The sequence below is a fragment of the [Clostridium] ultunense DSM 10521 genome, assembly GCF_000511955.1.
GTDB lineage: Bacteria > Bacillota > Clostridia > Tissierellales > Tepidimicrobiaceae > Schnuerera > Schnuerera ultunensis.
Map to the genome: position 1 here is coordinate 289024 of NZ_AZSU01000003.1, position 15242 is coordinate 304265.

General features: G+C 31.0%; 14 protein-coding genes and 1 pseudogene. 1 reads left to right on the forward strand and 14 read right to left on the reverse strand.

Annotation, left to right across the window (positions count from 1 at the left end):
• Positions 1-6: 6 nt before the first annotated feature.
• Both CUL_RS0108570 and CUL_RS0108575 read right to left on the reverse strand, forming a co-directional pair.
• On the reverse strand, positions 7-600 hold the full coding sequence (locus CUL_RS0108570; protein WP_005582865.1) for a site-2 protease family protein: 594 nt from the start codon (positions 598-600) through the stop codon (positions 7-9).
• A 113-nt stretch (positions 601-713) separates the two neighbouring features.
• The gene (locus CUL_RS0108575) at positions 714-1871 is read right to left on the reverse strand and encodes a D-alanyl-D-alanine carboxypeptidase family protein (RefSeq protein ID WP_005582864.1); all 1158 of its coding nucleotides are present in this window, start codon (positions 1869-1871) and stop codon (positions 714-716) included.
• A 307-nt stretch (positions 1872-2178) separates the two neighbouring features.
• Between CUL_RS0108575 and CUL_RS20160 the strand changes: the two are divergent.
• Positions 2179-3622, forward strand: a pseudogene (locus CUL_RS20160) (IS3 family transposase).
• A 133-nt stretch (positions 3623-3755) separates the two neighbouring features.
• On the opposite strand, the gene CUL_RS0108590 reads toward CUL_RS20160, so the two are convergent.
• From CUL_RS0108590 to spoIVB, 12 genes are all read right to left on the reverse strand, one after another.
• Positions 3756-5081: a pyrimidine-nucleoside phosphorylase gene (locus CUL_RS0108590; protein ID WP_025641173.1), complete on the reverse strand. Its 1326-nt coding sequence runs from the start codon at positions 5079-5081 to the stop codon at positions 3756-3758.
• 14 nt (positions 5082-5095) lie between these two features.
• Positions 5096-5914, reverse strand: a complete 819-nt coding sequence (locus CUL_RS0108595; RefSeq protein WP_025641174.1) for a purine-nucleoside phosphorylase — start codon at positions 5912-5914, stop codon at positions 5096-5098.
• Positions 5915-5925: 11 nt separating this feature from the next.
• Positions 5926-6819 carry a site-specific tyrosine recombinase XerD gene (gene xerD, locus CUL_RS0108600; RefSeq protein ID WP_005582859.1) on the reverse strand — a complete coding sequence of 298 codons (894 nt, stop codon included), beginning with the start codon at positions 6817-6819 and terminating at the stop codon, positions 5926-5928.
• A gap of 69 nt (positions 6820-6888) precedes the next feature.
• A complete protein-coding gene (spoIIM, locus tag CUL_RS0108605) occupies positions 6889-7524 on the reverse strand; it encodes a stage II sporulation protein M (RefSeq protein ID WP_025641175.1) in 636 nt (211 codons plus the stop codon).
• A 76-nt stretch (positions 7525-7600) separates the two neighbouring features.
• The gene (locus tag CUL_RS0108610) at positions 7601-8140 is read right to left on the reverse strand and encodes an NUDIX hydrolase (RefSeq protein ID WP_005582857.1); all 540 of its coding nucleotides are present in this window, start codon (positions 8138-8140) and stop codon (positions 7601-7603) included.
• A gap of 15 nt (positions 8141-8155) precedes the next feature.
• The gene (locus tag CUL_RS0108615; protein WP_330216558.1) at positions 8156-9244 is read right to left on the reverse strand and encodes a DUF3866 family protein; all 1089 of its coding nucleotides are present in this window, start codon (positions 9242-9244) and stop codon (positions 8156-8158) included.
• Entirely contained in the window at positions 9241-10056 is an 816-nt protein-coding gene (locus CUL_RS0108620; protein WP_005582854.1) for a hypothetical protein, read from the reverse strand. Before CUL_RS0108620 ends, CUL_RS0108615 begins: the two co-directional genes overlap by 4 nt.
• Before the next feature lie 5 nt (positions 10057-10061).
• Positions 10062-10751, reverse strand: a complete 690-nt coding sequence (locus tag CUL_RS0108625) for a glycosyltransferase family 2 protein (RefSeq protein WP_005582853.1) — start codon at positions 10749-10751, stop codon at positions 10062-10064.
• A gap of 1 nt (position 10752) precedes the next feature.
• Positions 10753-11649, reverse strand: coding sequence for a copper transporter (locus CUL_RS0108630; RefSeq protein WP_025641177.1), 897 nt, complete (start codon positions 11647-11649; stop codon positions 10753-10755).
• A 14-nt stretch (positions 11650-11663) separates the two neighbouring features.
• A complete protein-coding gene (gene steA, locus CUL_RS0108635; RefSeq protein WP_005582850.1) occupies positions 11664-12782 on the reverse strand; it encodes a putative cytokinetic ring protein SteA in 1119 nt (372 codons plus the stop codon).
• Positions 12783-12929: 147 nt separating this feature from the next.
• Entirely contained in the window at positions 12930-13751 is an 822-nt protein-coding gene (gene spo0A / locus CUL_RS0108640) for a sporulation transcription factor Spo0A (RefSeq protein ID WP_005582849.1), read from the reverse strand.
• A gap of 124 nt (positions 13752-13875) precedes the next feature.
• Positions 13876-15189, reverse strand: coding sequence for a SpoIVB peptidase (spoIVB, locus tag CUL_RS0108645; RefSeq protein ID WP_005586101.1), 1314 nt, complete (start codon positions 15187-15189; stop codon positions 13876-13878).
• Between the last annotated feature and the right edge of the window lie 53 nt (positions 15190-15242).

Below are 15242 nucleotides of genomic sequence, written 5' to 3' on the forward strand. Positions count from 1 at the left end.
CTCCCATTAAACAATTATTTTAATTAATATATTCAAACTTAAGTCAATAATTGGACCCAATATTTTATTAATAGTATTTGTTGCAACTAATATAATTAAAATTAAATATAGATATCTCTCATTCTTGTAAAAAAGGTATTCATATTTGACCGGTAATAAACTAGCTAAAACCTTCGAACCATCTAAGGGCGGCAGAGGTAGTAAATTGAAGACCCCCAACATTAGATTATACCATAACATAATAATTAATATATTAAACAAAATATTGCTTGATATTATATCCATAGATATTGTGAACCCAATAATTAATGCCATAATAAAATTAGAAAAAGGTCCGGCTAAGGATACGGCAATCATACCCCTTTTCCTATTTTTGAAGTTATTTGGGTTTATGGGCACAGGCTTGGCCCACCCGAACCTAAACAATAATAAAAAAATAAATCCAGTTATATCTAGGTGTTTAAGTGGGTTTATCGTTAACCTCCCTGCTTCCTTGGCTGTATTATCGCCTAATATATAGGCTACATAACCATGAGAAAACTCATGGATTATTATTGCTACTAATAATCCTGGTAATCTAAATAAAAAATCATATCCCATTATTTTCCTCTTTCTAATTTGAATTATTAGAACCTCGACTTATAAGCCGAGGTTTCACCATCTTTATTATATTCTATTATGTTTTAATATAAAATACAAATAAATATTTTATATCATTTATTAATGAGAAAGTTTTTCAAAGTCTTCTTAAACATTTCCTTAAAACCTGCCTTATCCGCTTTAGCCTTAGATACTAATTTAATTCTATCAACTTCTACACCATCTAATTTAACTATCATTTGACCTATTTCTTGACCTTCATTAATAGGGCTTTCCAAGAATTCGGGTAATAATATTTCCTTGCTAATATTTCCACTATTCCCTTTTGGTAAAAGTATATAGCTATCTTTTTCTAAAACCGCCTCTATATATGGAATATCTCCTTTATGAACTTCTACTTTACCTAAAATATCACCTTTTTTCCCTATGGTAATGGAATCATAATTTGCAAATCCATAATCTAACAACCTCATAGCTTCATCAAATCTAATTTTTGATGTTTCACTGCCCATTATAACGGCTATTAGCTGTAAATTTCCTCTTTTTGCTGAAGCAGCCAGGCAGAACCCTGCTTCCTTTGTAGAACCAGTTTTTATCCCCGTAGTACCTTCATATTCTTTTATAAGCCTATTGGTATTCACTAAACTCTGTACCTTATCCTTCTTTTTTCCTACGAGAATTTCATCCATATAAACAGTTAGCCAATTATGGATTTGCTTATGTTTTAATAGTTCTACCGACATTAACGCTACATCATATGCAGATACATAGTGGTTTTCATCTGGAAGGCCTGAAGCATTCATGAAGCTTGTATTTTTCATGCCTAAGGATTTTGCTTTTTCGTTCATCATTTTAACAAATATTTCTTCACTTCCGGCTATATGTTCAGCTAAAGCTGCCGAAGCATCATTGGCAGATCTAATAGTAATAGATTTAAACAAATCTTCCACAGTTTGGGTTTCCCCTTCTTCTAACCATAATTGACTACCTCCCATTCCTGCTGCATGTGAACTTATCCTAACTTGGTCAGTCAGATTAATTTTTCCCATCTCTAAAGCCTCCATACCAAGTAAAAGAGTCATGATTTTGCTTACACTAGCAGGAGGTAACTTTTCATGAGGATTCTTTTCATATATAACTTCTCCTGTGTGATAATCCATGAGCAGGGCTGATTTGGCTTGAATATTTAATTCATCTTCTGCAAAAGCGATAGATGGAATAGTAAACCAAATTATTAATAGCAAAATTGTTGAAATTATTCTCCTATTCACTAGACAACCTCCTAAATCAATCTTTACTTTTATAATATCCATTCAAATCTTTAGTTATACAAACTATTCTATAAAAGTAATAATATTCTATTAATTTTGCTAAATAAAAAAGCCTTCTCTCGAGTATTATAAGGAGTCCTATTTTGAAATCCATTTAGCTCAAGTTTTATCTAAAAGATATTTTTAGATGAGAATTTTCCTATTAGTTGTAAAAAACACGCAAAAAAACACCTTATGAATGACCATACCCCCTTAAAGTTTACAGGTGAAATAATAAAAACCTGTTAAAACTTTAAGGGGGTTTTGTATGTCTGAAAGAAGTAAACATAGTGTAGAAATCAAACTGATAGCGGTAGAAAGATATCAGAATGGTGAATCTGCTACTAAATTATCTAGAGGATTTGATGTAGATGTGAAAACCATTCGAATTTGGACTAAGAAGTATGAGACATTTGGTATTGATGGCATAAAGGAGAAAGGAACATGGACTAGGTATTCAATAGAATTGAAAATTGCTGCTGTTGAGGACTATCTAAATGGTAAAGGTTCTCTAAGAGATATTTGCACAAAATATGGAATAAGAAGTAATTCTTCTTTGAGAAAATGGATTTTGAAGTATAATACTAGTAAAGAATTAAAATCTTACCCGAAAGGAATTCAAAAATCCATGAAAAAAGGTCGTAAAACAACTTATGAGGAAAGAATTGAGATAGCAAAATATTGCATAGAAAATAACTACAATTATTCAGAAACTGCAAAAATCTACGATGTTAGCTACCAGCAAGTCTACTCTTGGGTTAGAAAGCTTGAAGAATCTGGAGAACAAGGCTTAATCGATAGAAGAGGTAAATCAAAGGAAGAAACTTCTTTAACAAAAGAAGATAAATTAGCGATTGAAATTAGAAAACTTAAGAAACAAAATAGAGAATTAGAAGTGGAGAATGCTCTGCTAAAAAAATTAGAGGAACTCGAGAAGAGGTATCGTTAGGCCGAGTTCCTGCCTTTAGAATGCACTCAGCCATAACTGAACTACATAACAAAGGCTACTCTATCTCTGAGTTATGTAGATGTGCAGGAATATCAAGACAAGCGTACTATCAATACAGAAATAGAAACAAATCAGAAAATGAAATTAAAAATACAAAATTAGTAGATGTAATATTAGAAGTTTATGAAGATGTTGAGAAGAATAACTATGTAAAGTCTACTCCTGATTATGTAGCAGAGAACATACTAAATAGAGATTTTATTGCTAATAAGGCTAATAAAAAATGGGTTACCGATGTAACAGAATTTAAATATGGAGCTAATAAAAAAGCATATTTAAGTGCAATTATGGATTTATATGATAACAGTATGGTAGCATTTAAAATCGGTCATTCAAACAATAATCAGCTAGTATTTGATACACTAGAAGAAGCTATAAAAAACAATCCTAAAGCAAAGCCATTAATACATAGTGATCGTGGCTATCAATATACATCTTATGGGTTTAAGAGAATGCTAGAGCTTCAAGGGATGACTCAAAGCATGTCTAGACCAGGAAAATGCATTGATAATTGTCCAATGGAATCATTTTGGGTAAGATAAAATCAGAAAGATATTATTTAAGATTTAAAAAAGAAGGATACAATACATTTGAAGAATTGGAAAAAGATATAGAAGATTATATAGAATTTTATAATAATGATAGACCACAGAAAAAATGTGATGGATTTGCACCAATAGAATATAGAATGATGGCTGCATAGAAATTTTACTGGGGTACCCCAGTAAAATAAGAGAAGTAGGATCTCTTTCAATCCTACTCATCTATAGCTTTTATTATTTCGACTGTAAACCTAAATGGGTTCAGGTCAAATTAAGGTGTTTTTTACATACAGATTAATATATTTCAACTCTATCTTTCGTTACAAGGCCATATATTAGTTTCTTCGATTTTTTATTCTTTTCTCCAATTTCAAACAATCCCTTTAAATCCTCTTCTACATCTTTTCCTTTTGATATATCATTAGTATGAATTTGTGCCAATGTTTCGCCTACCATTACCTTATCATCTACCTTTTTGTTTAATATAATACCTGCAGAGAGATCGATTGTCGAATCCATAGTTTCCCTTCCAGCACCTAGTTTTAAAGCACATTTACCAATTTCCTCAGCATTTAATGATTTGATATAACCTTCTTTCTCACTTTTAACTTCAATTATATATTTTGCTTTTGGTAACAATTCCGGGTTCTCAATCTGATTTACATCTCCGCCTTGCCATTTAACTAATTCTTTGAATTTATTGTAAGCTGCACCAGAATCAATTATTTCTTTTAATAGTTTTTTGGCTTCTTCTTCTTTTTCAACTTTCTTAGCTAACAACAACAATTTTGTTCCTAACTGTAAAGTAAGTTGAAACAGATCTTCAGGTCCATTACCTTTTAGAGTTTTTATAGCTTCTTTTATCTCTAGCGAATTTCCAATAGCTTTTCCTAATGGTTCATCCATATTTGAAACTATTGCTATGGTCTCTCTACCATATCCCGTACCAATAGCTACCATCTCCTTTGCTAAATGGATTGCATCATCAATATTCTTCATAAATGCTCCATTGCCTACCTTCACATCCAATATAATTGCGTCAGAACCAATAGCCAATTTTTTACTCATTATACTGCTGGCAATTAATGATAGGTTTTCTACGGTAGCTGTAACATCCCTTAGAGAATATAATTTCTTATCAGCTGGGGTTATATTAGCCGTTTGACTGCAAATAGATATCTTAATATTATTAGTATATCTTAAAAACTCTTCATTGGTTAGTTCTACCCTAAAACCATTTATAGATTCTAATTTATCTAAAGTTCCTCCCGTATGTCCTAACCCTCTACCAGACATCTTAACAAAAGGTACATCACAAGCGGCTATCATTGGCCCTAATATTAATGTTACTGTATCCCCAACTCCTCCTGTCGAGTGTTTATCAACCTTTATTCCCTTAATCCCTGACAAGTCTACAATATCGCCTGAATTAACCATAGCCCTAGTTAGATCTATGGTTTCTCTTTTATTCATCTTATTAAAATAGATTGCCATCAATAAAGCTGAAATTTGATAATCTGGAATCTTTCCTTCAGTATAATTTTTCACGAAATAGTTTACCTCTTCAGTAGTAAGTTCTTCTCCGTCCCTTTTTTTCTTAATAATATCATATATTCTCATGCTTGTCACTCCAATTAAATATTGAATAGTATCTCTACTACTAGCCTTTCAAACTTATCTTTAACCATCAAAGATGTTTCAATAACTTCGTCGTGCTTTAAAGGTTGATCTAATATTCCAGCTGCCATATTAGTTATACAGGAAATACCCAAAACCTTAATACCTTGATGAGCAGCAACTATTACTTCTGGTACAGTAGACATTCCAACAGCTGAAGCTCCTAGAGTTCTAGCTAATTTTATCTCAGCTGGCGTTTCATAAGTTGGCCCAGTAAACCACATATATACACCTTCTTTCAAGGATATGCCTAAATCTTCACCAGCTTTTTTTGCTATGGACATTAGTCTTTCATCATAAGCCCTAGTCATATCCACAAACCTAGGTCCTAAATCATCAAAATTTTGACCTATTAGTGGGTTCTGGCCTGTAAAGTTTATATGATCCTTGATTATCATTAAATCTCCAGGGCAAAAATCCTCGTCAACTCCACCAGCAGCATTAGTAACAATTAAATTCTCAATTCCCAAGCCTATCATAACCCTAATAGGAAATACAACATCCTTTAAAGGATATCCTTCATAATAATGAAATCTGCCCTGCATAGCAATTACCTTTTTATTACCTAGTTGACCTAGTATAAGTTGTCCTTTATGTCCTTCCACCGTTGACATAGGAAAATTGGGAATGTCTTTGTAGTCTATAACCATTGGATTTTCAATTTTTTCTCCTAGACTACCTAAGCCTGAACCAAGCACTAAACCAATTGAAGGAGTTTCTTTTGTTTTGCTTTTGATGAACTTTATGCTCTCTTTCATCTTATTCATATAATCCATATACTAACCTCCTATGCTCTAGGATGTGTTTTTTTATATACATCCTTTAATTTTTTATTGTCTATTGCAAAAGAATATATTTGAGTTGTAGAAATGTCAGAATGGCCTAACATCTCCTGAACGGTTTTAATATCTGCCCCATTTTGTAATAGATGGACTGCAAAAGAATGTCTTAATGTATGGGGAGTTATCTTTTTATCTATATTTGATTTTTTCGTATATTCCTTTATTATTTTCCAAAATCCTTGTCTAGTCAATCTATTTCCATTATAGTTTAAAAACAAAGCCTTCTCTTTTTTATCTTTTAGTACTTCCTTCCTATATTTGTTTAGATACCTATTTAAATGTTCTAATGCAACGCTTCCAATGGGTATAACCCTTCCATTTTCACCGTCATCTTCTAAAGTTAAATATCCTAACTCTAAATTAAGGTTGTCCACATTTAAGGCAATTATTTCAGAAACCCTTATTCCAGTAGCGTATAATAACTCTAACATAGCTTTGTCTCTAATGGCTTTAAAACTATTCCCACTTGGTTGAGATAATAAAATATCTACTTCCTCCTTTGTTAAAATATTTGGAATCTTTCTTTCAGGTTTTGGTGAACGTAGATTATGAGTAGGATCTTCACCTATTAGATTGTTATTTAATAAATATTGATAAAAACATCTTATAGAAGCTAGGTTTCGTGAGATAGTTGAAGTAGCTTTCCCATCTTTTTGTAAATACATTAAATATGTAATAATTACCGTTTTATTAACTTTAGTGCTATCATTAATATTATTTTTTACAAGATAATCTTTAAACTGAGTTATATCTCTTATATAAGCTTCCAAAGTATTGGAAGTCAACCCTTTATCATTTTTTATATAATCTATATACTTTATTAAAATCGTTTCAGACATACTGGTTCTCCTTTATTTACTGGTTATGTACTTATTAAACAAAATTTAAGAAAATCCTTCCAAAAAATATTAATTCAAATAATCCTTTAGTAATCGCAAAAATATTGGCGATATATAAGCTTCTATAAAACAACCCAATACTATAATAATGGAGAAAATAGATATTAAAATAGTGTAATCAACTATTTTTCCAAATGCATTAACATGTTTGACTCTTGCTTTTCTCATTTTTATACGATCTATTGAATAGGCCATTCCTATCGAAGCTATGGAAATTATGCCAGGAATTATTAATAAATTTTGTGGAAGAATTCCTAAAGTGGAAAATAAAAATCCTTCAAGTCCATATTCATGGACAAGAAATCCAACAGTAAAACCTAAAGCAAACCCCCTAAACAAGATAGAAGTTGGAATTATAGGGATACCTATAAATATCATACCCGTTATCCACATTATTCCAACAGTTTTAAAATTATCAATTAATGATTGTTTTAATATGGATGTATTGCTAAAATCATTACCATCCATAGTTTTAAAAAAAGAATTTAAAAAAATCATAATATCATTCTTTTGATTAAAATCTAGGATTTTTATAGTAATGGAACCTATTACTATTCCAATAGCAAAAATGATTATTATTAGAAAATAAATAATAAAATTATCCTGAAATTGTTTAAATAGCCATCTTTTGACCTTATTAGGCAATGATAAATCCTCCCTTCAATTAATACAAGCCTATATGAAATAATATGCTTTTAAGGAGGATATTATCACTATCTTATTATTTTTGATTTATATACTTTTCTGCATAAAAGATACTTATTATAGTTTTACTATCAATAATTTCTCCTCTATTTATCATATTTATTAAATCTTCAATTTTTATCTTTTTAATCTCTATATATTCATCATCGCCAGGATTTTCCTTTTCAAATTCCAATTCGGTGGCCAAGAATAAATAAATTTTTTCATCGGAAAATCCAGGGGAAGTGTAGAACTCGGAGATATATTCCATTTTATTTGCTATATATCCTGTTTCTTCAACTAACTCTCTCAAAGCCGTTTCTTTAGGTTCCTCATTAATTTCAATTTTCCCAGCTGGGATTTCTAAAAGAGCTTTTTCAACAGGCTTTCTAAACTGTTCTACTAATACTATAGATCCATCTTCAGTTACAGGAATTATTCCAACAGAACCAGGATGTTCGACAATTTCTCTTTTAGAATACTTTTTGTCTGGTAATTCTACTGTGTCGATTCTCAAATTAACAATTTTTCCTTCATAAATTTTTTCAGACTTCATAGTCTTTTCTTCATAACTCATAAAACCAACCCTCCCCTATTTTAACCCTTTAACAATATAAGTCCCTACAGCACCTAAGGTTTTAAAAAATTCTTTATCCTCTTCATAACCTCTCCCCATAGTGGTAACCTTTAGACAGAAATGATTCATAGCTTCAATGATTTCATCTCCATTTTCATAAAAAACTTCATACTTTTTATTAAGCTTAAGCTTTTCAATTTGGTCTATTAATACATTAAATTTGTATTCGTCTAGCACTGGTATAATTACTTTGCCAGTAGTTTTAACAATTTCTGACAAAACAGTCCTAGTATGATGACTTAACCCCAAATGTCTTTCTCTTGGGTCCTTAAAGCTAATTCTTGGTACTATAATAGCTTCTCCCCCTAGAGTATTTACAGCATCTATAATCTGTCCCTGTTCTATTCCACTAAATCCGTATTTGGTTCCCGTTCCAACTATTCCAGGTCCCATTGTTACAATGGTCACATCTCCATTCAATATCTCTTTTGCAGCAATTAAACCAGTGTAAATATTTGTACTCTCTAAATCACCGCCAAAAGCATGGCCAATTGTTATAGTTTTATTAATTAATTTCTTATCTTTTAATTCTCTAACAGTATTACTAAAATGTATCGGTAAGGAACCTCCATCCGTCATTAAATAATTGACTTCAATTCTACTATCAAGCCATTTTAACATGGCAACAATAGGTGCTAACATGCTATGTAAGGAACCAATTATAACTCTATGGTTGTTTAAAGATGTAAAATCATTAAATATCTCATGGTATTGACTATCTTCCTCTTCTATAGCTAAACATCTAATTTGATAGGGAGTATATCTTAACTTCATAATATGTCCTTGGCCTTCTAGACTTTTCGACTCATTACTATAATTAAATATAACAAAATGCACTCCTCCAGTTCCTAAGGACAATTCCACAGCAGTAGTATTTATTATAACCATGTCCCCTATTTTAATAGTGCCAGTTAGGTCATTATAATTTATTGCCTTTGAAATTTTATTGTCTAATTGAACCTTAATCCAAGAAACGTGTTGATCAACTTCTTCTATTTCAATTACTATGGCTTTCCTATAACTTAACAGGTTAACCCCTCCTATCTACCTAAGTTGTCAATAAACTTCAATATTTTATTATTATCAATTATCTTGGAAAATGACAGTCTCTCCGCTAGTATATGTATTATTATTAATAAAATTAAATATATAATCTTACTAGCTAAATTATGGGTATATGCACAATATATTCCTAGGGTAATACCTAGAACGTTTGAGCCTACATCTCCCATCATGGCTTTTGCTTTTAAATCTAAGGGAAAATATATAACTAATATACCATAAAAAGAATAAAAAAAGAAATTATAATCCTTAACCCCGCGTGTTATTAGCATAACTAGTGAAATCATAATAAATACTTTTATGGAGCGCCCTGGCCTTAAATCCAATAGGTTGATTAAATTTGTAAATAAGGCAATTAGTAGAGTGTTTATCAAAACTTCGATAATATTTACGCTCAATATTATTGAGATGATCAATGCAACAAAAAATCCAACTCCCGCTTTTATTCCTCCTGTTGTAAGTTCTCCTCTAAAAAAAGACTTTATATGTCCCTTAAAACCCTTTACATCCTTATCTCCAATTAGATCATCCAGTAACCCTACAAACCCCATTAATGAAAAGGAAAATAGATAGTACACAGTATAATCAATATTTTCTCCTGTTATTAATAAAATAATTGAAAGACTAATTATCTGTATAAATACAAAGGATAATCCCATGGAAAGGGGAATATTCTCCCCTTTATAATTTGGGCTTACCGTATTATTTTTTAATAACATATTCAAAATCATAGGAATACCAATATAAGATAATGCTAAGCTTATAAGAAAACTAAAAATATTTATATAATTCATCTATTTCACCTTCTAAAGTACATAATTATTAAGGTTTTAAATATATCTAAAAATTGCTTTCCTCTATGCTTAAATCCCTCTAGAGATCTATCTGAATATCTATGGGTCATATTAACGGGCACTTCTTTAAAGGTAAATCCATTCTCTAAAGCCTGTACAGTCATAGCTACTTCAATACCATAACGGTCAGGAATATATTTCATATATTTCATAATTTCTTTCTTATATACCCTTTGGCCAGAAAGAGAAGTATTTATTTCCTTTTTAGTATAATAATAAACTCCTTTTTTAGCTAAACCCTTTACAAAACCAAATCCTCCTTTAGTTTTAGTATTTACGTTAGATTCGGGAAACTTAGCTATTGTAAAATCTACTTCATCAGTTATTACGGGATATATTAGCTTTTCCACTTCCACACTTGTTAATCCTAAATCTCCATCTACAAACCCGATATAATCATATTCCCTTTCTTCTATCGCTTTTCTCATTGCAAAACCTTTGCCTTTGTTTTTTTGTAATGTAATTATAGATACATCTAATTCCTCTATTACCTCTCCAGTTTTATCAGTAGAACCATCATTAACAATTAAAATTTCATCAATTAATTCTATTTCTTTTAATCCTTTTATAGTATCTGCAATTCTATCAGCTTCATTATATACCGGTACGACAATTAATACCTGTCCTTTTTTCATACTATCTCCCCTTAGAATATTCCAATGCTGGTAAACTAGATCTAGGAGTTAATTCTTCAGCCGTTGGTTTTATACCATAATGGCCAGGTCTGCCCTCCATTGCCAAAATAAGGGATACCTTGCCAATATTTGTATTTACATTATCTACAGTGCTAATTCTAAATTTTTTATAATCTTCCATATAGGAAATATTAGTATTTTCCTTTTCTACACCTATAATCGATTTTTCCATATTTTTTGCAGTATTAATTATTGCCTTATCGATTAAATTTAATCTATTTTTTTCCTCTTTCAAACTACCGCCAGCTAGGATTATATAATCTACAGGCTCGTTGAAGAGGCCTACCACATCTATACAATTTTTTTCCATTAATTTTGTTACCAATTCAGTTTCTTCTCCATTGACAATAGACCTGGTCAATTCAATAATACTATTGGTTATTAAATTGATATCCCACTTGGCTAAATTGGAATCATCATATATTTCTTTTAATAGTTCTTCGTTTGTAATCCTATCAGATATGGTAGTTACATTAATTACATTTGCTCCAGCTGTCTCTAATATTTGACCTACACCTGAATACATATAATCCGATTTAGTTTCAATAATTGCAACATTAATGCCTTCTAATCTTTTTCTAACTATTTCCTCATAAGTGGAATCGATAAAATATTTATATCTATCATTTTCTGCCTCTATATTTTTTATAGAAGATTTCAGCTGTTGATTTTCCTTAGTTAGAAAATCGAACCTTTCCTCTATTTTAGCCGCAATATCCTCTTTTTGTTCAACTATAAAGCTTTGTGCATCAAGAGTAAACCCAATATATATTCCAATCCCCAAAGCAGCAAAAATTGCAACAATTGATATTACATAGAATTTCATATTTGGTATCATAAAAAAATCCTCCTTTATAATCCTAACATCATCCTTATCCTGATCTTTAAAAGGAGTAACAACTCCTTTAATAGTGGATGCATAAAAGTTATTACTAAAATTGGTATTAGGGCTGCAATTGTAATTCCTACAACATACTTCAATTTAAAGGTACTATGGTACAACTTGTTTACTCCTTTTGCATCGACTAATATGGATCCTACCTTTAGTCTTACTAAAAACGTACTAGACATCCCACTTCTTCCCTTTTCTAAAAAATCGATCATATTGGTATGGGTACCAACTGCAACTATAAGATCTGCTCCATTAGCATAAGCTAATAAAAAGGCAATGTCCTCACTAGTGCCCGGTGCTGGAAAGGTTTGAGCTTTTAAACCTAATTCTTCAACCCTTTTTAAACCAGGCGCTCTACCATCAGGATAGGCATGAACTATTATTTCCTTTGCTAATTTTAAACATTTATCCGATACGCTGTCCATATCCCCTACAACTATATGAGGCTTGTAGCCAAAATCTAAAAGAGCATCTCCTCCCCCATCTACTCCTATCAATATTGGTTTAACTTCATCTATATAAGATTTTATTGCTTCTAAATCCATTTTATAATCCCTACCTCTTACCACTACCAATACATGTCTACCTTTTATCTTAGTTTTTGTCTTAGGAATAGAGATTTTTCCAGTAACTAAACCTTTTTCCTTCTTGGCATACTCAAGAGTATTTTCTATAAAACTTTCCAATTCGCTTTCTATATTAGCATATCCAATATTTAATAGTTCTTCAATTCGTTTTTCATCTAGCAACTCACAATCTGCAATTTTTTCTCCTTTGGATATTATTTTGTTTTCAATAATTTCTATTATATCACCTTCATCTATTCGATTAAATACGTCATCATTAGATTGGAATAAAGGAATATTGGCTTCAGCCAAGACAGAGGGCCCCTGATTAGGATATCTGCCACTTATTGTTTCATTGATATTGACTACACATTTTACCTTTTTCTCAACTAATGAAAGAGCTGCTACTTCATCTAAATCCTTATGATCGATTAAGGCTATATCTCCATATTCTAACCTATTTGTCAATTTCTTTGTTTTTCTATCTTTTTTCACTACACCTTTTATATACATAATTTATCCTCCAGCCTATCCACCTTCATATTATTCCCAACTATTTACATTTTAACAAATAGCTATCGGATTTATTATAACATAATATTTCTCTTTGTGAAAAAGATATTTAACCCCACAAAGTCAATATTCTTTGTGGGGTTAAAATTAAACATTTCCTTCCATCATCTCCAACTCAAGTCTCAATTTATCAGCTACCATAGCTATAAATTCCGAATTGGTAGGTTTACCTTTATTGTTGTTGACGGTGTAGCCAAAAATCTTATCTATTGTATCTATCTTTCCTCTAGTCCAAGCGACTTCAATAGCATGCCTTATAGCTCTTTCCACCCTACTGGGGGTTGTTTTAAATTTAATTGCTATATTTGGATATAATTCTTTAGTAACAGCACCTAACAATTCCATATCTTGAATTACCATGGAAATGGCTTCCCGTAAATATAGATACCCTTTAATATGAGCAGGTACTCCTATTTCATGAATTATATTAGTAATCCTTGCTTCTAAACTCTTAGCTATATCCATATTTGTTGAAATCGTTGTCTTTGGAATCTGTATATAATCATTTTTTGATATGGACTGCCCATTATTATCCTCTCCTGCAATTTGCTTAAGCCTTTTGATAAATACTTTAAAGTCAAAAGGTTTAACCACATAATAGTCAGCTCCTAGTTCAATGGCCCTCTGTGTAATTTGATCCTGGCCAACGGCTGATAAAACTACAACTTTGGGCATTTTTTCTAAATTCAGGCTATGTAATGCCTCTAATACTCCTAAGCCGTCTAAATGTGGCATAATGATATCTAAAATTAAGATATCTGGTTTTATTTCTGCCATCCTATCTAAAGCTTCCAATCCATCTTTAGCAATACCAATTACCTCAAATTCCCCTTCCATAGATATAAATTTGCTTAAAATTTCGCAAAATTCCCGATTGTCATCCACAATCAAAACTTTTCTTTTCTCCAATATAAACTACCCCCTGTTTTCTATTTATTGGTATATTTATTTATTCGACAAACAATCGTCATTTCCTTCTATTTTATAAAATATTTTTTAATTTTGAAAAAAAAAGATAGGCTTTAGCCTATCACTAAAAATTATTAACAAGTTTATTATTTGTTTGATAATTTGACATCACTTGCTCTAGCATCCATTCAATATAAATACCATATCCCTTTGTAGGATCATTTACAAATACATGGGTTATTGCACCTATTAACTTACCATCTTGTATAATTGGACTTCCACTCATACCTTGAACAATTCCTCCAGTTTTTTGTAATAGCCTTTTATCTACAATTTTAACTGTTATACTTTTTTGATTTGGATATTGCTGTGGTTGAGCCTTTATTATCTCAATTTCAAATTTTTCTATCTTATTATTATCAATGGTTGTTAGTATATGGGCTTTTCCTTCTCTTACCTCTTCTTTGAAGCCAATTGGAATAGGTTTTGTTTTGTTTGACCTAATAAACTCATCTCCAATTACCCCAAAGATTCCATAGGGAGAGTTTTTTATAATTTCTCCCAACACATTTTCCGTTTCATAAAAAATCCCCCTTATTTCTCCAGGGCTTCCTCTTTTTCCTTGCTCGATATTGGCTATTTTTGCATTGGTTATTTTTCCATATTCTACATTTAACAGATTGCCAGTATCCATATCTGTTATTCCATGACCTAAAGCTCCAAAAATTTTACTATTTTCATCATAAAAAGTTAAAGTTCCAATGCCAGCAGTTTTATCTCTTACCCATATACCTAATCTATAACAATTATCCTGCATGCTCTTTACAGGTATTACTTCAGTTTCAAACCTTATCTTATTTCTTTCAATTACAATTTTAATCTTTTTATCTTGGGTTTGATTTAACAATTCCACCACATGTTCTGCATCCTTTACCTTTATATCATTTATTTCCAAAATACTATCCCCAGTTTTTATACCTGCTTCTTTAGCTGGATTATATCTTTTACCATCCACTCCAAGTACATCTGTTACTGCTACAACTAGAACACCCTTAGTATTTAATCTTACTCCTAACGCATTGCCACCTGGCACTAAAAATTGCCTCTTAACTACATTTACATCAAATCTTTTAATTGGTATTAATCCTAAGAGTTTAAGTTGAAATTTGGCTTCTCCAGCCTCTATTCCATTTATTTGGTAACTTTTCTTGAATCCTTTTGTATTATTTTGATTATAAGTGGATTGTACTATTGTATCCTCATCATGCAATGCATTTAGAGAAAAAGGAAATAATACATCTATACTTTTATTTTCTCCTTTTGCAATTTTTATTTCAGCAGGGTAATATGATATATTCATTATTTGTGCTATATAAAAAAAGGTTAATACTAAAATCAATAAAGAAAATGCTTTTCTATATTCTTTATGGCTATCCAAAGTACAATCACTCCCCTAATTTTCCCTCTTTCATATTCACCTCCAAAAAATAA

Coding starts and splice junctions, on each gene's coding strand:
- CUL_RS0108570 (WP_005582865.1), bottom strand. CDS start 600: ATGGGATATGATTTTTTATTTAGATTACCAGGATTATTAGTAGCAATA.
- CUL_RS0108590 (WP_025641173.1), bottom strand. CDS start 5,081: ATGAGAATATATGATATTATTAAGAAAAAAAGGGACGGAGAAGAACTT.
- CUL_RS0108595 (WP_025641174.1), bottom strand. CDS start 5,914: ATGGATTATATGAATAAGATGAAAGAGAGCATAAAGTTCATCAAAAGC.
- xerD (WP_005582859.1), bottom strand. CDS start 6,819: ATGTCTGAAACGATTTTAATAAAGTATATAGATTATATAAAAAATGAT.
- CUL_RS0108610 (WP_005582857.1), bottom strand. CDS start 8,140: ATGAGTTATGAAGAAAAGACTATGAAGTCTGAAAAAATTTATGAAGGA.
- CUL_RS0108620 (WP_005582854.1), bottom strand. CDS start 10,056: ATGAATTATATAAATATTTTTAGTTTTCTTATAAGCTTAGCATTATCT.
- CUL_RS0108625 (WP_005582853.1), bottom strand. CDS start 10,751: ATGAAAAAAGGACAGGTATTAATTGTCGTACCGGTATATAATGAAGCT.
- CUL_RS0108630 (WP_025641177.1), bottom strand. CDS start 11,649: ATGATACCAAATATGAAATTCTATGTAATATCAATTGTTGCAATTTTT.
- steA (WP_005582850.1), bottom strand. CDS start 12,782: ATGTATATAAAAGGTGTAGTGAAAAAAGATAGAAAAACAAAGAAATTG.